12 protein-coding genes, 1 tRNA gene and 2 pseudogenes are annotated in these 18,895 nt (G+C 71.1%); 7 read left to right on the top strand and 8 right to left on the bottom strand.

Going from position 1 to position 18,895, the window contains the following annotated elements; genetic code table 11:
• Positions 1-11: 11 nt before the first annotated feature.
• Entirely contained in the window at positions 12-830 is an 819-nt protein-coding gene (locus N8I84_RS20435) for a YcnI family copper-binding membrane protein (RefSeq protein WP_263234832.1), read from the bottom strand.
• Between the two features lie 181 nt (positions 831-1,011).
• Positions 1,012-1,824, bottom strand: a complete 813-nt coding sequence (locus tag N8I84_RS20430) for a hypothetical protein (RefSeq protein WP_263230855.1) — start codon at positions 1,822-1,824, stop codon at positions 1,012-1,014.
• A 252-nt stretch (positions 1,825-2,076) separates the two neighbouring features.
• Between N8I84_RS20430 and N8I84_RS20425 the strand changes: the two genes are divergently transcribed.
• The gene (locus tag N8I84_RS20425; protein ID WP_263230854.1) at positions 2,077-2,532 is read left to right on the top strand and encodes an ATP-binding protein; all 456 of its coding nucleotides are present in this window, start codon (positions 2,077-2,079) and stop codon (positions 2,530-2,532) included.
• Between the two features lie 237 nt (positions 2,533-2,769).
• Here N8I84_RS20425 and N8I84_RS20420 read toward each other — a convergent pair whose 3' ends face one another.
• Both N8I84_RS20420 and N8I84_RS20415 read right to left on the bottom strand, forming a co-directional pair.
• Positions 2,770-4,245: an aminopeptidase P family protein gene (locus tag N8I84_RS20420; RefSeq protein WP_263230853.1), complete on the bottom strand. Its 1,476-nt coding sequence runs from the start codon at positions 4,243-4,245 to the stop codon at positions 2,770-2,772.
• A 100-nt stretch (positions 4,246-4,345) separates the two neighbouring features.
• Positions 4,346-5,732, bottom strand: a pseudogene (locus tag N8I84_RS20415) (PP2C family protein-serine/threonine phosphatase).
• A 631-nt stretch (positions 5,733-6,363) separates the two neighbouring features.
• On the opposite strand from N8I84_RS20415, the gene N8I84_RS20410 reads away from it, so the two are divergent.
• Together N8I84_RS20410 and N8I84_RS20405 are read left to right on the top strand one after the other, a co-directional pair.
• Entirely contained in the window at positions 6,364-7,029 is a 666-nt protein-coding gene (locus N8I84_RS20410; RefSeq protein WP_200421709.1) for a bifunctional DNA primase/polymerase, read from the top strand.
• 92 nt (positions 7,030-7,121) lie between these two features.
• Positions 7,122-7,685, top strand: a complete 564-nt coding sequence (locus tag N8I84_RS20405) for a hypothetical protein (RefSeq protein ID WP_263234831.1) — start codon at positions 7,122-7,124, stop codon at positions 7,683-7,685.
• Between the two features lie 316 nt (positions 7,686-8,001).
• Here N8I84_RS20405 and N8I84_RS20400 read toward each other — a convergent pair whose 3' ends face one another.
• The 3 genes from N8I84_RS20400 to N8I84_RS20390 all read right to left on the bottom strand — a co-directional run bounded on the left by N8I84_RS20400 (position 8,002) and on the right by N8I84_RS20390 (position 11,031).
• On the bottom strand, positions 8,002-8,982 hold the full coding sequence (locus N8I84_RS20400) for an SEC-C domain-containing protein (RefSeq protein WP_263230852.1): 981 nt from the start codon (positions 8,980-8,982) through the stop codon (positions 8,002-8,004).
• 491 nt (positions 8,983-9,473) lie between these two features.
• Positions 9,474-10,016: an ATP-binding protein gene (locus N8I84_RS20395; protein WP_263230851.1), complete on the bottom strand. Its 543-nt coding sequence runs from the start codon at positions 10,014-10,016 to the stop codon at positions 9,474-9,476.
• A 205-nt stretch (positions 10,017-10,221) separates the two neighbouring features.
• Positions 10,222-11,031: a glycerophosphodiester phosphodiesterase gene (locus tag N8I84_RS20390; RefSeq protein ID WP_263230850.1), complete on the bottom strand. Its 810-nt coding sequence runs from the start codon at positions 11,029-11,031 to the stop codon at positions 10,222-10,224.
• Between the two features lie 270 nt (positions 11,032-11,301).
• Between N8I84_RS20390 and N8I84_RS20385 the strand changes: the two are divergent.
• From N8I84_RS20385 to N8I84_RS20375, 3 genes and pseudogenes are all read left to right on the top strand, one after another.
• Positions 11,302-12,806, top strand: a pseudogene (locus tag N8I84_RS20385) (trypsin-like peptidase domain-containing protein).
• An 86-nt stretch (positions 12,807-12,892) separates the two neighbouring features.
• Positions 12,893-12,977 (top strand) — tRNA-Ser (locus N8I84_RS20380).
• A gap of 339 nt (positions 12,978-13,316) precedes the next feature.
• A complete protein-coding gene (locus N8I84_RS20375) occupies positions 13,317-14,012 on the top strand; it encodes a glycerophosphodiester phosphodiesterase (protein WP_263230849.1) in 696 nt (231 codons plus the stop codon).
• A gap of 111 nt (positions 14,013-14,123) precedes the next feature.
• Here the strand turns inward: N8I84_RS20375 and N8I84_RS20370 are convergent, their stop codons facing one another.
• The gene (locus N8I84_RS20370) at positions 14,124-14,294 is read right to left on the bottom strand and encodes a hypothetical protein (RefSeq protein ID WP_263235063.1); all 171 of its coding nucleotides are present in this window, start codon (positions 14,292-14,294) and stop codon (positions 14,124-14,126) included.
• Between the two features lie 86 nt (positions 14,295-14,380).
• Between N8I84_RS20370 and N8I84_RS20365 the strand changes: the two genes are divergently transcribed.
• Positions 14,381-18,805, top strand: a complete 4,425-nt coding sequence (locus tag N8I84_RS20365) for an Ig-like domain-containing protein (RefSeq protein ID WP_263230847.1) — start codon at positions 14,381-14,383, stop codon at positions 18,803-18,805.
• Positions 18,806-18,895: the final 90 nt, after the last annotated feature.

Below are 18,895 nucleotides of genomic sequence, written 5' to 3'. Positions count from 1 at the left end.
TGTCCCAGATGTCAGTGCTTACGGGTGCGCCGGGGCCGTACGTGTCGCGTCGCCGCGTTGTCGTACGACCCCTGCGCGTGCCCGGAGGCGAGGTGGTGCTCAGGCGTCGGCGGTGCGTCGGCGGCGGCCAGGACGCCGTACGCCACGCCCGCCGCGCCGACGACGATGCCGACGACGCCGAGGACTCGGGCGGTGGTGTCGGTGCCGCCGGAGGAGGTGTCGGCGGCGGTGTCCTTGGCGGGCGACGTGGGGTCGGAGGCGTCCTCGGCCGTGGAGCCGTGGTGGCCGGAGGAGGAGGCGGAGGCCAGCTCGAGCACCGGGGCTGGTTTCTCGGGCTCTTCCTGACCTTCCTTCTGCGGCTCGATCCAGCGCACCACCTCGTTGTCGGAGTACGTCTGGAGGGCCTTGAAGACGAGCTGGTCGGTGTTCTCGGGCAGCTGGCCGACCGAGAGCGGGAACTTCTGGAAGTAGCCCGGCTCGATGCCCTTGCCGGTGGCGGTCCAGGTGACCTTGGACACGGCCTCGTTGATCTGCCGGCCGTGCATCGAGAGCGGCTTGGCGAGCTTGGACTTGGTGACCTGCACCTTCCAGCCGTCGACCGGCTGAGGCATCACCGAGGCCAGCGGGTGGTCGGTCGGGAGGCTGACCTCGAGCTTGGTGGTCGAGGCGTCGTCCCGCTCGTTCGGGACCTTGAAGTCGACGACCGCGTAAGCGCCCTTGGCGGCCTGACCCTCCGGCTGCACGGTCACGTGCGCGAAGGCGGGCGCGGACAGGACGAGGACGGCCGATGCGGCGGCGGCACCGGCGACGGCGATGCGGGAGCCCTTCAGGGAACCCTTGATGGCCTTCATGGCTTGAGACCACTCCACTTCGAGTGAGAGTCCGTTGACGACGAGAGATGCGCGTGCGCAGGGGTGATCGCGGCCGTGGCCGGTTCCTTCGTGTGGGCACGCGCGCGTGCCGCGCGACGACAGCCTCTCCCGTACGGACGGGTGGAGCGGTGCGGTCGCGTCAGGCAGCGAGGACGAACGGAGTGGAGGAGGGCGGTCCGCGTCGGATCACCGTGTGCTGCAGCGTGGTCGTCCGCGGCTTCGACGGCAGAAGGAAGACGGTGCGCGGGGCGCGCGGCCTCGCGTCGGGCGCGCCGGGGAGCCCGGCCAGGAGGGCGCGCGCGAGGGCGAACGACGAGCTCAGGGACCGTACGAGCGCCCCCTCTGCGGCCCCGTGCGCCGACAGCCGCATTAGTCGCAGCAGCGCCATGTCCCCACGGCGCAGCACCCATCCGGCGGCGACGGCCGCGAGGACGTGCCCGAGCAGCATGGGCAGGGACGGCAGGACCGACCACCATGAGCCGGCGGCCGACAGGGCGTCGGCCGGGTGGTGCGCGGCGGCCGTGTCCGCCGCCGTGGCGAGCCGCGCGTCGGAGAGGATCTTCTGGGCGTGTGCGGGGGAGATCGTCGCCGCGGTGGCGCCGCACAGCAGGTGCGCGGCCCGGGCCACGAGTGCGGCGTCGGCCGTGGACATCGCCTTGGACGTCATGGCGCCGGAGTGCTGCCCGAGCCCGAACAGCGTGTGCAGCACGACCTGGCCCACCGCGAGGACCGTCGCGATGCCCGGCAGCGAGCGCTCCCGCCCGGCGAGCAGGGCGGCGACGGCGAACATGCCGAGCGCGCCGGCGCCCAGCGTCCACAGCGGGACCGTGGCGCAGGAGGCGAGCCCGTGCCCGGCCGCGGCCAGCACGACACAGACCGCGGCGAACACCGCGGCCCGCAGAATCCGGAGATCGCATCCGGCGCGCGCCGTGCGCGGGTGGGGGGCACTCATGGCGGCCTCATCATCCCACCGGTCTCGGCGGGGCCGTACAGCAGGTCCGCAAGATGACGTAAATGTGGTAATCGGAACAGTGATCCGGAAGATCACGTTCTGGTGGCCCGTCCTCGAGTCGTGCCCGCATACACCCGATCCCCGCCCCGGCGCATCCGCCGAACGAGCGGGAAGTCGACAATCGGGCGATTGCCCCCCGGCAGGCGTGGCAATACGTAACGGTATGTCGAGCCGCGGCCAGGAGGCTGGAGCATGAGCATCTGGTGGTCACTCCATCTGCGGCGCGAAGCTGCGAGCGTGCCGCTCGCCCGACGGCTCCTGCTGGGCACGATGGAGACCGCGGGCGTCGATCCGGACATCTCCTACGACCTCTCCGTCGCCCTCACCGAGGCCTGCGCCAACGCGGTCGAGCACGGGGGCGGCACCGCGAACGGCGGTGTGTCGGAGGCGTACCGGGTCACGGCCTACCTCGACGGCGAGAAGTGCCGCATCGAAGTCGCCGACTCGGGCCCGGGTTTCCCCGCCGGCAGACCTCGTACGGTGACCCGCCCGGTGTGTGCGGACGCCGAGCACGGCCGTGGCCTGGGTCTCATCGAGGAACTCGCCGACCATGTGCACATCGGCAACAAGCCTGGCCGGGGTGGCGCGGTGGTGAGCTTCGACAAGATCCTCAAGTGGCGCAACGACTCCCCGCTGATGGCGGTGTAGTGCCCTGCGGGACCGTGCTGCGTGGAGTCCTCCACGGCCGGGACCTGCCGCCGCCGCACGAGCGCATGCTCGACCAACTCGACGTCGAGAGGCCGGACTTCACCAGCTCTGTTCCGTTCCCTGTCTCACCCGCCGTGACCGCGGAACCGAGCCGAGGGGCCCCGGACCCCGTACGGAGGGCCGGGCACCAGTGGTACCCGGCCCTTCGCTCCTGACGCTCGTGCCGCAGTTCGCGTGTCAGCCCTTCAGGGACGCCATCCACTGCTCGACCTCGTCGGAGCGGCGCGGCAGGCCCGCCGAGAGGTTCCGGTTGCCGTCCTCGGTGACCAGGATGTCGTCCTCGATGCGGACGCCGATGCCGCGGTACTCCTCCGGGACGGTCAGGTCGTCCGCCTGGAAGTACAGGCCCGGCTCCACCGTGAGCACCATGCCGGGCTCCAGGACGCCGTCCACATAGGTCTCGGTCCGCGCGGCCGCGCAGTCGTGGACGTCCATGCCGAGCATGTGGCCCGTGCCGTGCAGGGTCCAGCGGCGCTGCAGGCCCAGCTCCAGGACCCGCTCCACCGGGCCCTCGACGAGGCCCCACTCGACGAGCCGCTCGGCGAGCACGCGCTGCGCGGCGTCGTGGAAGTCGCGGTACTTGGCGCCCGGCTTCACCGCCGCGATACCGGCCTCCTGGGCCTCGTACACCGCGTCGTAGATCTTCTTCTGGATCTCGCTGAAGCGGCCGTTGACCGGCAGGGTCCGTGTGACGTCGGCGGTGTAGTACGTGTGCGTCTCCACGCCCGCGTCCAGCAGGAGCAGGTCACCCGAGCGGACCGGGCCGTCGTTGCGCACCCAGTGCAGCGTGCAGGCGTGCGGTCCGGCCGCGGCGATGGTGCCGTAGCCCACGTCGTTGCCCTCCACGCGCGCGCGGAGGAAGAACGTGCCCTCGATGTAACGCTCGGAGGTCGCCTCCGCCTTGTCGAGGACCTTCACCACGTCCTCGAAGCCGCGTACGGTCGAGTCGACCGCCTTCTGCAGCTCGCCGACCTCGAACGCGTCCTTGACCAGGCGCATCTCGGAGAGGAAGACCCGCAGCTCGTCGTCCCGCTCGGCGGTGACCTTGTCGTGGAGCGCGGTCTCGACGCCCGCGTCGTACCCGCGCACCACGCGGACCGGGCCGGTGGCCTCCTTCAGCTTCTGGGGCAGCTCGCGCACGTCCGAGGCCGGGATGCCGTACAGCTTCTCCGCCTCGGTGAGCGAGTGGCGGCGGCCCACCCACAGCTCGCCCTGGCCGGAGAGCCAGAACTCGCCGTTCTCCCGGTCGGAGCGGGGCAGCAGATAGAGGGTCGCCCGGTGGCCGTCGGAGGTGGGCTCCAGGACCAGGACGCCGTCCTCGGTCTGGTTGCCGGTGAGGTACGCGTACTCGACGGAGGCGCGGAAGGGGTACTCCGTGTCGTTCGAGCGGGTCTTCAGGTTGCCCGCGGGGATCACCAGACGCTCGCCCGGGAAGCGCGCGGACAGCGCGGCGCGGCGGGCGGCGGTCTCGGCGGCCTGGGCGATCGGCTTCAGGTCGTGCAGCTCGGTGTCGGCCCAGCCCGACTTCATGTTCTCGGCCAGCTCGTCGGACACACCCGGGTACAGGCCGTTCTTGCGCTGCTTGATCGGCTCTTCGGTCTCGTCCTGAAGCTCCGGGGTCTCCGGCGTTTCAGGCGTGAGCTCGTCCGCCACGGTCATCCTCCTTGGATACGGCACTGGGCCACCCCCATCGTACGGTCGTACAGAAGGGGACCCGGGCAGGAAGAGACCGTCACCCGGCGTGGCCGGCGGCTCACTCGAAGCGGGCCGCCAGCAGCACCACGTCCTCCGTGCTGTCGGCCTCGCCGAGCCCGTCCGGGAGCACCGTCCGCAGGATGTGGTCGGCGACCGCTCCCGGGTCGATGCGCAGCGGCCTCGGCACGCTCGTGGCCGCCGCGTGCAGCCGGGCGAAGGCGCGGTCCATGGGGTCGCCGGTGCGCCGGAGCAGACCGTCGGTGTAGAGCAGCACGGTCTCGCCGGGCTCCGCGGTCAGTTCGACGCTCGGTGCCTCCCAGCAGGCCAGCATGCCCAGGGGCGCCGACAGCGAGGTCTCCACGAACTCGGTGCGTCTGGGGCCGATCACCAGCGGCGGGCTGTGCCCGGCCCCGGCGAGCGTCAGCTTGCGCAGCGCGGGTTCGCAGTACGCGAACAGGGCGGTGGCCGAGCGGGCGGGTTCGGTGAGTCTCAGAAGCAGCTCCAGGTCGGAGAGGACCGCCACCGGGTCCTCGCCCTCCATCACGGCGTACGCGCGCAGGGAGGCCCGCAGCCGGCCCGTCGCGGCGACCGCGCCCGGCCCCGAACCGGTGACGGACCCGACGGCGAGCCCGAGCGCGCCGTCGGGCAGCGGTAGCGCGTCGTACCAGTCGCCGCCGCCGCGCGCGGCTCGTGCGGCGGCGTGCCGCGAGCTGGACGCCGGGGATGCGGGGCAGCCGGGCGGGCAGGAGCTCCTGGGTGATCGTCGCCATGCACGCGCGTGTGCGCTCGATCTCCACCATGCGGGCCAGGTGCTCGGTGGCGTATCGGGCGTACAGACCGACGAGGTGGCGCTGACGTTCGACCGGTTCGGCCGGTTCGTCGTACAGCCAGACGGCGGCGCCGAGGCGGCCGGCGGCCTCGCTGGACAGGGGGAGTGCGTAGCTCGCGGCGTAGCCGAGGCGGGCGGCCACGTCGCGGTGGCGGGGGTCGAGCCCGTCCTCGGAGAACAGGTCGGGCTCGGCGATCCCGCGCTCCCCGCCCGGCAGTCCGTCGAGGATCCTGCCGTACGACAGGGAACTGCGCGGCACGGTCTCGATGTGCCCGAGGTCGGCGCGGCCCAGGCCCAGGCCGATCGTGGTGTCCGGGCCGAGCCCGTCGCGCGGTTCCAGTACGACAAGACCGCGCCGGGCACCCACCAGGGCGGCTCCGGCGCGCAGCATTTCCTGGAGCGCTTCGGCGAGGGAGCCGGTGCGGGCCAGGCGTTCGGTCAGTTCGTGGAGCGTCGTCAGATCGGAGACCCAGGCGGCGAGCCGGTCCTGGAGGAGCGCTCCGGGGCCGGAAGGGCCGGTGGAGGCGGAAGGGGCGGCCGAGGGGGCTTCCGTGGCGGCAGGCGTCGGCGCGACAGTGTGGGTGGGCGGGGGAACCGTTGAATCGATTCCGGCCACTTTCGGAGGGTGAGGGGCGTTCATGTCGTCCGGCCTTCGGGCCGGAGCGTATCGCTCGATAGCATCGCAAACCCCCATGTCAATCTGCGCCGCTAGCGGTGGCTCCACATGTACACGCACTCAGGAGGGGATGTCCAGCATTGTCCTGCTGGGATTCCTGGTGTCCGGGATGCAGGTTCTCCCCCCTTACGGTGCAGCAAAGTTGGCTTAAAATAGCCTCAAGGACCGCTGGATTGCGGTCGACTGGCATAGTTCAACGGAGCGTCACAACGGCCGTGATGGGTACGTACTCGGTGAAGGCCAGGGGTGGTTGGGGGCCACCCGGAACCTGGCACCGCAACCGGGCGTCATAACCACCGACGGCCGAGCCCCATCCTCCCGTGGTGGAGGCGGCGAGTAAGAGCGGGACGGTAAAACGCCAGGCGTCGCCACCCCACGCCATGCCCATGCTCGTGGTGGGCGCAGTATGGACGCGGACGCAGCCAACGCTCGGCCCATAGGGGTTCCCCTTGTCCAGGACAGGGGTGTGATGCGCCAGCAGGTACGCACAGTGAAGTGATCGACACATGATCGACACATGACGTGATGGCCCTCGGTGTTGCCGGCGTGCAACGGAAAGGAACGAGCGCTCATGCGCGAGATCCTCGGAAGGCGACGCAGGCTCCTGTCCAGGCGGAACGACGGGAGGCCTGAGTTGATCAGCGCGGCCCTGACCTTCGCGACCGAATGGCAGTGGCCCGTACTCCCGGGTGTGGCACCGGACCCGCAGGGGCGTGCCCGCTGCGGGTGTCCCGACCCGGAGTGCACGGTGCCCGGCGCCCACCCGTTCGACCCCGGGCTGCTGGCGGCCACCACCGACGAGCGCATGGTGCGCTGGTGGTGGACCAACCGGCCGTCCGCGCCGATCGTGCTGGCCACCGGGGGCCAGGCGCCCTGCGCGGTGAGCCTGCCCGCCCTCGCCGCCTCGCGCGCCCTGGCGGCCCTCGACCGGAAGGGCATGCGCCTCGGCCCGGTCGTGGCGGCGCCGCACCGTTGGGCGATCCTCGTGGCGCCGTACTCCATGGAGCAGCTCGGCGAGTTGCTGTACGCAAAGGACTTCGTCCCCGGCTCGCTGCGCTTCCACGGCGAGGGCGGCTATCTGGCACTGCCCCCGTCCGAGACCGGACACGGCGGCATCCGCTGGGAGCGGGCACCGCTGCCCGGCTCCGCCTCCCCCTGGGTGCCCGACGTGGAGGCCGTGGTGGACGCGGTCGTGGACGTCCTCACTCGTACGGGTGTGAGCGCGCCCGAGTTCTGAGGGTGTCGGGCGCGCGACGGACCGGGCGCCCGTGATCGGCCGATATCTTCGGCCTCATGCTGATTCGTCCTGGGGGACACGGGAAACGGGGGATGCGGACGGGCGCGCGGGCCGACGATCGGCCCGAGTCCGGCAGGAAGCGGCTGCTCGCGCTCCTGGGCGTGGTGGCGGCCGTCATCGCGCTGCCGCTCGCCGTGGCGTCCGCCGGGCCGGTCGGCGAGGCGGACCAGGCCGCGCTCCGCCCGCCCGCGCACGAGGACGGGAAGCGGGCGGTCCCCTCCCGCCCCCGGCTGCTGGGCCTCGGCCTCGCCACCGCCGCCCGCTGCGGCCCCCAACTCTCCTCCGGCGACGGCATCGAGGCACAGACGTGCGTGCTGACGCAGGGGCGGGACACCTGGGCGCGCACCTACTACCGCAACGCCACCGGCGAGAGGCTGACCGGGGTCCTGAGCTTCATGGCGCCGGGCGGGCGCAGCGTGGAGATGCACTGCGCGGTGGACGCCGCGGACGACCCGGCGGTCTGTGACACGCCACGGCAGCGGGTGGCGGGCGACATGGGCGCCTACTCGGCGGTCGCGGAGTTCTCCCGGAGCGACGGGGGCGGACCACTGCTGCTGCGCTCGGGAAGCGACCAGGTGGCCGCGAACGGACAGTGATGCGCCGCTCCCGTACGGCAGTGACTCACCGACCTCGTGCGGAGCAACTCGCTGCTCTCGTACGGGAGTTGATCTCGCGGCCTGTTGTGCCGGACCTACCCGTACATGGAAAGGCCCGGTTGCTGGCGACGGGGGATGCACCAGCAACCGGGCTACTGGAACGGTAACAAGAGATCGGCGGTTCGCAAATTCGATCTCGGCTATTCGGACACGGATTGGCCGGTCGCAGCGGGGACTTGTGACAGGAGTCACCTGAGGTTGGGCCCTGGTCGGCGTCCGTCCCGGCCCGACCGGGCGGCCGGGCCGGGACTGCGCGTCAGCTGAGGGTCACCTGTCGGTTGGTCAGCCCGCCGCGGGCCCGGCGCTCGTCCGCGGTGAGCGGCGCGTCGGAGGCCAGCGCGGTCGCGAGGCGCTCGGCGAACTCGGCCGCCGGCTTCTCCACGTCCTCCGCGCTCATGTCGCTCGGCAGGTCCCAGACCGGCACCGTGAGCCCGTGCGCCCGGAAGGAGCCGACCAGGCGCGTGCCCTCGCCGAGGCTCGACCCGCCGGCCGCGTGCAGCCGCGCGAGAGCGTCCAGAAGCCGCTCCTCGGGGTGCGGCATGACCCACCGCAGGTGGTTCTTCTCCGGCGTCTGGCACCAGTACGCGGCGTCCACGCCGGTCAGGCGGACGGTGGGGATCGCGGCGGCGTTGGCCCGCTCCAGGGAGGCGGCCACCTCCGGCGTCGTGTTCTCCGCGTCGGGGACCCAGAACTCGAAGCCGCTGTGCACGACCGGCTCGAAGGGGCCCTCGGGGTCCAGCAGGTCCTGCAGGCGCGGGCCGTCGGCGGGCGGCCGGCGGCCCTGGACCGGGGTGCCCGGCTCGGCGGTGAGGGCACGCTGGAGGGTGTCGGCGAGGTCCCGGCTGATGTCGCCCGACGCCGTGTCGTTCTGCAGGCCGAGCAGGATCGAGCCGTCGTCGCGGCGCAGCGCCGGCCATGCCATGGGCAGCACCGTGGCGAGCGTGACCGAGGGGACGCCCTCGGGGAGTTCCTCCCGGAGCTTCAGCTCGACGGTCGCCGCAGGCACCAGCTCGCGCAGCGCGACCCAGTCGCACTCGTCGGGCAGTCCTTCGAACGGGCGCTGCACCAGCTCGGTCACCGCGTGCGCGGCGGCACGGCCGTGGCAGGCCTTGTAGCGGCGGCCGCTGCCGCAGGGGCAGGGCTCCCGGCCGCCGACGACCGGGACGTCCCCATCGGCGCGGGCACCGTCCGTGGGCTGCGGGCGCTTGGCCTGGGTCTGGGGTCGCTTCTTGGCCATCGTGGGTGTCTCCCGGTTACGGCTCGTTTCGTACGGTCGCGAGCCTAGCCGCTCGTACGACGCCTGACGGGATCCTGTGGACAACGCACCGGAGGGTCCACCTGGCGGTACGCGGATCGGGGGTGGGGAGGGGGCATGCGGCGGTCCGCCGGCGGTCCGTACTGCGCGCGTCTGCCGGTTCGCGCTGGGCGGGGGATCGGCCTGTGCGGTGCCGGGAGGGCGGTGCCGGTGGGGCGGTGCCGGGTAGGCGGGGCTGCCGGGCGGCCCCTGGCCGGCGGACCGGTCGCCGACGGCCTGAATCGTGGTCTACGAACGTGTCCTGGACCGTTCATTGCCGGGTCGTGGAGCGGACCGTTCATTGCCGGGTCGTGGAGCGCGACGCGGACCGGTTCGCTCCCGGTCTTCGAGCGCGTCGTGGATCAGCTCGCTCCTGGTCGTCGTACGCGTCCCCGACCACGTCGGTCCCGTCGTCGTACGCGTCCCCGACCGCCTCAGTCCAGGTCGTCGAACGCGTCCTCGAAGTCCAGGCCCGGTATCTGCGAGACGGCCGGTGCCGTGACGCGTGAGGCGAAGTCCTCGCTGCGGCGGGCCGAGTCGGTGTCGTCCTGGACGACGACCCAGACCGTGACCTCGCCGTGGGCGTCGTCCCGTACGCCCCAGTCCTTGGCCAGCGCGCTGATGATGTTCAGCCCCCGGCCGCCGTGCGCGGTCACCGAGGGGGTCGCCGGAACCGGGCGGGTCGGGCCGCCTCCGTCCGTCACCTCGACCGTGAGCCGTCCGGAGGTGTCGACACGCCATGCGGCGCGCACGTCCCCGTCTGCCGTCAAGCTGTCGCGGAGTGGTCTGCCGTGTCGACACGCATTGCTGAGCAGTTCCGAAAGGATCAATACAGCATCGTCGATGACCGATTCCGACATGCCACCCGTGCGCAACTGATCGCGCATCCGGTGTCTTGCCTCCCCCACGCCCGCAGGACCATGGGGTACGGCCATGCTCGACGACGTGGGCACCTCCTGTGCCACCACCAACGCCACCCCCGAGACCTCCTTCGCCCCACGCCACGGTGTGAATGCCCCGCGTGACCGGGCCGGAAACCGTCCGTACACGCCGAGTGATGCACTCGACACGATCGAACACGGACCGAACGCGCCGGTGCACTCCCTGTCATCACCGTGGCTGATTTCGTCCCATATGGGGGGTCCCGGGGGAGAAACGTTCCGTGGCGGAGGTCGACCCCGTTCAGCGACCGAGCCGGTCCAGCACCGCGCGCGGGCGGTTGGTGATGATGGCGTCGACACCCAGTTCCAGGCAGAGGTCGACGTCCTCCGGCTCGTTCACCGTCCACACGTGCACCTGGTGTCCGGCCCGCTTCAGCCGCTGGATGTACGCCGGGTGAGTGCGCACGATCCGCATCGAGGGCCCCGCGATCCGGACACCGGCCGGCAGCCGCCCGTCCCGCAGCCTGGGCGAGAGGAACTGCAGCAGGTACACCGTCGGCAACGTGGGTGAGGCGGTCCGCACCCGGTGCAGTGACCGCGCCGAGAAGCTCATGATCCGTACCGGCGACTTGTCCGGGGACTCCGGGGCGTCCAGCCCGAACCGCTTCAGCAGGAGCAGCAGCCGCTCCTCGACCTGCCCCGCCCAGCGCGTGGGGTGCTTGGTCTCGACGGCCAGGTCGATGGGCCGCCCGGCGTCGGCGACCAGTTCCAGCAGCCGCTCCAGGGTGAGCACCGAGGTGTCCTCGGGGTCCTGCGGCCGGTGCTCCCAGTCGGGCTCCTCGTCGCTCCTCTTCCAGGAGCCGAAGTCCAGCGCGGCGAGGTCGGCGAGTTCCAGGGCGGAGACCGCGCCGCGCCCGTTGGACGTACGGTTGACGCGCCGGTCGTGGACGCAGACGAGGTGTCCGTCCGCGGTCAGCCGGACATCGCACTCGAGGGCGTCGGCACCGTCCTCGATCGCCTTCCTGTACGCGGCGAGGGTGTGCTCGGGAGCGTCCTCGGAGGCCCCGCGGTGGGCGACGACCTGAACCTGGTGCTGTCGTGCGTGGGTCACCGCGTCATCGTCCCACTGTCGCGGGGTACACGTGGGACCGGAGGGCGGGGTGACGGAATCGGCGAGGTGTCGGGAATGCAGATTTTTGTTCGCACCGGTCCGATATAAAGGATGGCCACGGACCCACAGCCACCGCTTATGGTGCCCTGACGTCCGGTGGGAAAAGCTTGACGGCGTACAAAGGGACACGCACAGCTGAGAGCGCCCGGCGCCGCGCGTAGGGGTGCGAGTGCGACCGAGGAAGACAGCCGTGGAACGAGGAGAAGAGCTGTGAGCACCGAGAACGAGGGCACTGCGGTACCCCCGGCCCCGTCTGCACCTCCTGTGCCGGTGGACGCTCCCGCTTCCGCGTCGGGCGAGGCCCCCGAAGGGCAGGCGCCTTCCACAGGCACCCCGGGCGCGGAGGGCACTCATCCCGAGGGGGCGCGCCGCTCGGGCACGGCGCCCCGCAGCCGCCGAGGCCCGAGGGTGCACCGCAGCCGGAGGGCGCGCCGACCGCGCAGCTCCCGCCGGTGCCGCCGGGTCACCCCGTGGCCTCCTCCGCCCCCGAGTCCGGCTGGCCGCCGCCTCCGCCGGCCACCCCCGTGTACGCGGGCGGCGCCGGTGCGGGCGACCCCTGGGGCGCCCCGTACGAGAACCCCGCCCCGAAGCCCAAGAACAGGCGTGGCGGTCTGGTCGCCGGGATCCTCGTCGCCGCGCTGGTCGCGGGCGGTGTCGGTGGCGGCATCGGTTACCAGCTGGCCAAGGACGACGACTCCAGCGGCTCCACGACGGTCTCCGCGGCCACCAGCGGCGGCGATGTGAGGCACGACAACGGCACGGTCGCAGCCGTGGCCGCCAGGGCGCTGCCGAGCACGGTCACCATCGAGGCCGAGTCGACAGGCGGCCAGGGCGGCACCGGCACGGGCTTCGTCTTCGACAAGCAGGGCCACATCATCACCAACAACCACGTGGTCGCCGACGCGGTCGACGGCGGCAAGCTCACGGCGACGTTCCCGAACGGCAAGAAGTACGACGCCGAGATCATCGGTCACGCGCAGGGCTACGACGTGGCCGTCATCAAGCTCAAGAACGCCCCGTCGGACCTCAAGCCGCTCGCCCTCGGCGATTCGGACAAGGTGGAGGTCGGCGATCCGGCGATCGCCATCGGCGCGCCCTTCGGCCTGTCGAACACGGTGACCTCGGGCATCATCAGCGCCAAGCACCGTCCGGTGGCCTCCAGCGACGGCAGCTCCGGCAGCAAGGCGTCCTACATGAGCGCCCTGCAGACGGACGCCTCGATCAACCCGGGCAACTCAGGCGGTCCCCTGCTGGACGCCCAGGGCGCGGTCATCGGCATCAACTCGGCGATCCAGTCGACGAACAACAGCGGGTTCGGCAGCAGCGGCCAGTCCGGTTCGATCGGCCTGGGCTTCGCGATCCCGATCGACCAGGCGAAGTACGTCGCCCAGCAGCTGATCGCCACCGGCAAGCCGGTCTACGCGAAGATCGGCGCCTCGGTCTCGCTGGACGACTCCTCCGGTGGCGCGAAGATCACCGACCAGGGCACGGACGGCTCCGCCGCGGTCGAGTCGGGCGGCCCCGCGGACAAGGCGGGCCTCAAGCCGGGCGATGTGATCACCAAGCTGGACGACAGGGTGATCGACAGCGGCCCGACCCTGATCGGCGAGATCTGGACCCACAAGCCCGGCGACAAGGTGACGATCACCTACCAGCGCGACGGCAGGACCCACACGGCGGAAGTGACCCTGGGCTCCCGCGTCGGCGACAACTGAGCCGCACAGTGCGCCAGGTGGCACGGACGAGCACGGCCGGGGACCGGTAGGCTTGTCCCGCCCCGCCCTCAGGCGGACCGGGGCGAGGTGGGTTGCCCGAGCGGCCTAAGGGAACGGTCTTGAAAACCGTCGTGGCGCAAGCCACCGTGGGTTCAAATCCCACACCCACCGCTCCGCAGGTCAGAGACTTGCAGGTCAGAAGGGGTGCCACTCTCCGGAGCGGCACCCCTTCCGCATGCACCCCGTCTCACCCTGATTCGGCGGTGTCCCACCTCTGACCAGCCCGTGCGGCCAATCTGCGGCCGGGATCCGCGGCTCCTCGGTCCCGAGGTGCGATCTTGGATTCTGAGCCCCGGAGCCGCGTCGGCGGCGCGGTACGGGCGGGCCGAACGCGCGGTCGGACGGGCCCATTAGGCTTGGGCGCTTCAACGGGCGGTCGCCCGCCGCCCGGCGGGGGGCACGGCACTCGTGCGGCTCCCCCGCACCACCACACCCAAGGACGGCAACCGAGTGTCTTTCTTCACCATCGGCCACCGCGGTGTCATGGCCGCCGAGCCGGAGAACACCCTGCGCTCCTTCCTGCGGGCCGAACGCGAGGGGCTGGACGGCATCGAACTGGACCTGCACCTGAGCAGGGACGGCGAGCTGGTCGTCATGCACGACGAGACCCTGGACCGCACGACGGACGGTTCGGGTCCGATCGCCGACCAGAAGTTGCGGAAGCTCAAGAAGCTCGACGCCGGCCTCGGCGAGCGCATCCCCACGTTCGGTGAGGTGCTGGACGCCGTGGGGCCGACGTTGCCGATCCAGGCGGAGATCAAGGACGTGGCCGCCGCCCGGTCGCTGGCCAAGGTGCTCACCGACCGCAACCTGCTGGACCGGGTCTCGGTGCTGTCGTTCCACGACGTGGCGCTGATCGAGATCCACAACCTGCTGCCGCAGGCCCGCACCGTGCTGGTGGCAGGCCCGAGCGCGCACCGCGACACCTTCGTCGGCCGCGCCCAGAAGGTCGGTTCCACCCTGGTCAGCGTGGAACTGCGCCAGCTGAACCGGGCCATCGTGGAGAAGTGCGGCGCGGCCGGGATCGACGTGATGGCCTGGACCGTCAACGACGAGCGCGACCTGGCGCTGGCCCGAGCGCTCGGCGTGGTGGGCTGCGTGACCGACCAGCCCGGCATGAAGCGGCTGGTCGAGGCCACGGCCTGATCTCAGAGGCCCGGGAGCGAACCGCCCGCGCGTGCGGTCGGACGAGAGCATGAACGCCGTGGTTGTAGTCGCCCGCGCGGGGGGACCGGAACCACGGCGCTTTCGTCGGCGTCACGCCGGGAGCCCCACCAGCGTCTCGAACGCCAGGTCGTCGCGGAGCGGCAGGCCGAACCGCCCGTCGCCGTAGGGGAACGGGGACAGTTCACCGGTGCGGACGTGGCCGCGTCGCGCGCATGACGATCTTAGAACGAAGTGTGTGCAAGTGGTGTGGAAATCGATCATTCGATGGTAAGAACAGCCACTTGGTCTTTACGTTTCGCGCCGCGCCTGTGACCACTCCGGGTGCGAACACCAGAGGAGGTCCCGGTTTGGCCGGGTTTTTCGCGCCCGCACGCCGCGGCCGCCACCGCGACCGGCGACGCAGATGGCTGTCCGCCATCGCCGCCGTGGCCGGTGCGGCACTGATAGGTACGACTATCGGTCTGGCAGTGCAGTCGGCCGAGGCCGACCAGAGCACCCAGGGCGTCGACAACTTGCGCACCAACTGGGACCGGAACGAAGAAGGGCTCTCCCCGGCGGTCGTCCAGTCGTCCGCCTTCGGCCAGCTCTTCGCCACCAAACTGGACGGGCAGATATACGCCCAGCCGCTGGTGCTGGGCGACCAGGTGATAGCGGTCACCGAGAGCAACACCGTGTACGGTCTCGACCGCACCACCGGTGCGATCAAGTGGAGCAAGAACTACGGACCGGCGTGGCCGGCCTCCGCGATCGGATGCGGTGACCTGGTGCCCAACGTGGGGGCGACCGCGACACCCGTCTACGATCCCGCCACCAACGCCCTCTACTTCACCACCAAGGTCGACGACGGAACCTCCACGCACCGCCACCCGAAGTGGCTGATGCACGCGGTGGATCCGGCCTCCGGAGCCGAGCTCTCCGGGTGGCCCGTCACCATCAGCGGGAGCCCCGTCAATGAGCCCGGCGCCACCTTCGACGCCTACTACGAGCAGCAGCGCCCCGGCCTGCTGCTGATGGACGGCGTCGTCTACGCGGGCTTCGGCGGCCACTGCGACGCATGGCCGTACCGCGGGTACGTGGTCGGCGTGAGCACCACCGAACACAGCATCACCTCGATGTGGGCTTCGGTGACCGGTACCGGCACAGGTGGCGCCGGCATCTGGCAGTCGGGCGGCGGCCTGGTCTCCGATGGTTCAGGCCGGATCTTCTTCAGCACCGGAAACGGCATCAGCCCGGCCCCCGGGCCGGGCAAGACCGTGCAGGGAACCCTGGCCGAGTCCGTCGTCCGTCTCCAGGTCAACGCGGACAACAGCCTCAGCACGGCCGACTTCTTCAGCCCGAGCGACGCCTCCACCCTGGACCTGAACGACCAGGACATCTCCTCCGGCGCCCCGATGGCGCTGCCGGACGGCTTCGGCACCAGCGAACACCCCCATCTGCTGGTCCAGCAGGGCAAGGACGGCCGGGTGTTCCTGCTCGACCGCGACAACCTCGGTGGCATGGGCCAGGGCGCCTCGGGCGGCGACGCCGCGGTGAGCGTGTCCGGCCCCTACCAGGGGATGTGGGGGCACCCCGCGTTCTGGGGCGGCGACGGCGGCTATGTCTACGTCGTCGGCAGCTACGGTCCGCTGCGGGCGCTCAAGTACGGCGTACGCAACGGCGGTACGCCCGCGCTCACCCTCACCGGCCAGAGCCAGGACACCTTCGGTTACACCAGCGGCTCTCCCGTCGTCACATCCAACGGCACGGACGACTCAAGTGCCCTGGTGTGGATGGTCTCCGCCAGCAACGCCTCCGGGGCCGACGGCACCCTGCGCGCCTACAGCCCCACTCCGGACGGCAACGGCCTGCTGCCGTTGCTGTGGTCCGCACCGATCGGCACGGCGACGAAGTTCAGCACTCCGACCACCAACAACGGCAAGGTGTACGTCGGCACGCGGGACGGCGTGCTCTACGGTTTCGGCAGCCCGGCCAGGACCGCCCTGACCGCGGCCTCGCTCGACTTCGGCCAGGTCGGCCTGGGCAGCAGCAGCTCGGCCGCCATGAAGCTGACGGCCACGCAGGACGTCAGCATCACCGGACTCAAGGCCTCCGGCGCGTTCTCGGTCGACCCGTCCGCCGTGCCCACGGCCGAGCAGCCCACGGCGCTGGCGACGGATGCCTCACTGGATGTGCCGATCACCTTCACCCCCACGACCACCGGCGGCATCAACGGCACGCTGACCGCGAACCTGTCGGACGGCCAGAAGCTGGTCTTCGCGCTTCATGGCGTCGGCACCAGGCCCGGTCTCGGGGCGGCGCCGGGAGCCGTGGACTTCGGGGACGTGCCCACCGGCAGCACCTCGACGCTGAACCTGCAGATCACCAACACCGGTACCGAAGCGGAGACGATCGACTCGATCGACTCGCCCACCGGCTCGTTCGCCGCATCGGGTCTGCCGAGCGCGGGCACGGTCGTGCCGGCCGGTGGGTCGTTCGTGCTCTCGGTCACCTACACGCCGGTCGGCGGCCAGGACGACAGCGACGCACTCGTGATCAGCAGCAGCAGCGGCGGCGCGGCGCACACTCTGAGCGTGCCGGTCAACGGAACGGCCATCACGGGACAGGGGCACCTGGAGTTCTCCACGAACTCGCTCGACTTCGGCTCGGTGCCGATCGGCAGCTCGAAATCGCTCTCCTTCACCATCACCAACACCGGCAACATCCCGGTGACGGTGACCAAGGCCAAGGCGCCGACGGGTGACTTCAACAGCCCGATGCAGCTGTCCGAGGGCCTGGTCATCGGTCCCGAACAGACCGCCGTGCAGAGCGTGACGTTCACTCCGCGTTCGGCCGCGGACCTGAGCGCCTCCTACGAAGTCACCGGGACCGGGGTCGACGCGAACGGGAGCGCCCAGGGCGCCATGTACGTGTCGGTCAAGGGCACCGGCACCGGCACCGCCACCACCACGTCGGCCAAGGACGGGCTGTGGCAGGCCAACGGCTCGGCGGTGGCCGCCGACGACGGCAGCGTCCAGCTGACCCCGGCCACCGGCAACCAGGCGGGCACGGCGGTGTACACCAAGCCGCTGCGCACCGACGGTCTGCGGGCCACCTTCACCGCGAAGTTCGGTCCTGGCAGCGGCGGAAACGGCATGACGCTCTCGCTCCTCGACCCCGCCCAGAACACCGCCTCGGCACTGGGCGCGGCCGGCAGCGGCCTCGGCATCGCGGGGCGGCCGGGCGTGGTGATCGCGCTGGACACCGGCTGGAACAACACGCTCCAGACGCAGAACTTCGCGGGTGTCGGGACCAGTTCGACAGGCTCCTCGGCGATCGACTACCAGTCGGTGGCCAAACTCAGCACCTCCCTGCGCCAGGGCACGCACCAGGTGGACGTCCAGGTGGACGCCGGCCATGTGTACGTCCGGATCGACGGGACGCAGGTACTGGACGCGACACCGACGCTGACGTCCAGCGCACTCGTCGCCTTCTCCGGCGCCACGGGAGACAGCGCCGACACGCAGACGGTGAGCGGCCTGGTCGTCAGCGAGGCGGCGCCCCCGGCTCCGCAGCCCAAGGCGGCGACCTCGCTCAACCTCACGGCCCCGAGCACGGGCGTCCCGGGCCGGCCGTTGAACGTCGGCGGCACGCTGACGTCGACCGCGGCGCTCGCCCCGGGCCGGCTCGTGCACATCACGCGGAACGGATCGGCGCTGCCCGATGTGACGACGGCGGCGGACGGCTCCTTCACCTTCAGCGACACTCCGCCGGCGGAGGGCACGTACACCTACGCCGCAAGCTACGCGGGGGACGAGACCCACGAGACGGCGACCACCACGGGCCTCGTCCAGGTCTCCAAGCTGACCACTTCGGTCACTGTGACGGCTCCGGCCACCGCCATCCGCACGCGCACGCTGACGGTCTTCGGCAAGCTCTCCGGCTGGCCGTTCGCCGCCGGTCAGGTCGTCAAGGTGACGAAGACCGACCTCGCCCACCCGTCCGGTGTCGCACTCGCCGACGTCAAGGTCGCCGCGGACGGTTCGTTCAGGTTCGCGGACACCCCGCAGACCGGCAGCGCCAACGCCTACAAGGTGACCTACAGCGGCGACGTCTCACACACGGCGGGCAGCCGCACCGCCACCGTCCTGGTGTCCCGGGCCGCCACGTCCCTGACCATCGCCACCGACCGCTCGACGTACGCATACGGCCAGTACGCGAAGGTCACCGCCCACCTGGGTACGACCTACAACCTGCGTACGGTGGCGATCTACGCACAGCCGTACGGTGGCAAGGCGGTCCTGGTGAAGTCGGGCACGGTGGACTCCCACGGCAATCTGACGGCGTCCTACAAACTCGCCCACAACACCACGTTCAGCGTGGTGTTCACCGGCGACTACCAGTACTCCCCGAGGACCGTCGCCGGAAGCGTGTCCACCTATGTGGCGATCTCGGAGAAACTGTCCGGTTACTACACGAGCACGTCCTACGGCAGCACCCTCTACCGCGTGTACCACCAGACCGCCAAGGAGCAACTCGCCGTCACCGTCACACCCAACAAGGCCGGTCAGTGCGTCGTCTACCGCGTTCAGCGGTACTACAGCGGCGCCTGGCACACGCAGAGCACCACTCCCTGCGCCTCCCTCGGTTCCACGAGCACCGGGAGCCAGCAGATGTCCCTCACCAATGCCGTGAACAGCAGGTTCCGTGTGGCTGCGGAGTATGTCCACAGCAGTAAGGACAACACCAACCTCACCACCTGGGGCGCCTGGCAGTACTTCACCGTCAGGCAGTGAGCGGCGACTTGTACCCGGCTGGAAGCCCCGCCCTCGCACAGCACGAGGGCGGGGCTTCCCCTTGTCGCCAGGCGCGCGGCGAGCGGGGGT

Origin of the sequence: Streptomyces cynarae (genome assembly GCF_025642135.1) — a bacterium.
In the GTDB taxonomy this organism is placed as follows: Bacteria; Actinomycetota; Actinomycetes; order Streptomycetales; family Streptomycetaceae; genus Streptomyces; species Streptomyces cynarae.
Note: the sequence above shows the minus strand (reverse complement) of the source record. Positions and strands in the feature narration are given on the sequence as shown.

Coding starts and splice junctions, on each gene's coding strand:
- N8I84_RS20430 (WP_263230855.1), bottom strand. CDS start 1,824: ATGAGTGCCCCCCACCCGCGCACGGCGCGCGCCGGATGCGATCTCCGG.
- N8I84_RS20425 (WP_263230854.1), top strand. CDS start 2,077: ATGAGCATCTGGTGGTCACTCCATCTGCGGCGCGAAGCTGCGAGCGTG.
- N8I84_RS20410 (WP_200421709.1), top strand. CDS start 6,364: ATGCGCGAGATCCTCGGAAGGCGACGCAGGCTCCTGTCCAGGCGGAAC.
- N8I84_RS20405 (WP_263234831.1), top strand. CDS start 7,122: ATGCGGACGGGCGCGCGGGCCGACGATCGGCCCGAGTCCGGCAGGAAG.
- N8I84_RS20400 (WP_263230852.1), bottom strand. CDS start 8,982: ATGGCCAAGAAGCGACCCCAGACCCAGGCCAAGCGCCCGCAGCCCACG.
- N8I84_RS20370 (WP_263235063.1), bottom strand. CDS start 14,294: ATGATCGATTTCCACACCACTTGCACACACTTCGTTCTAAGATCGTCA.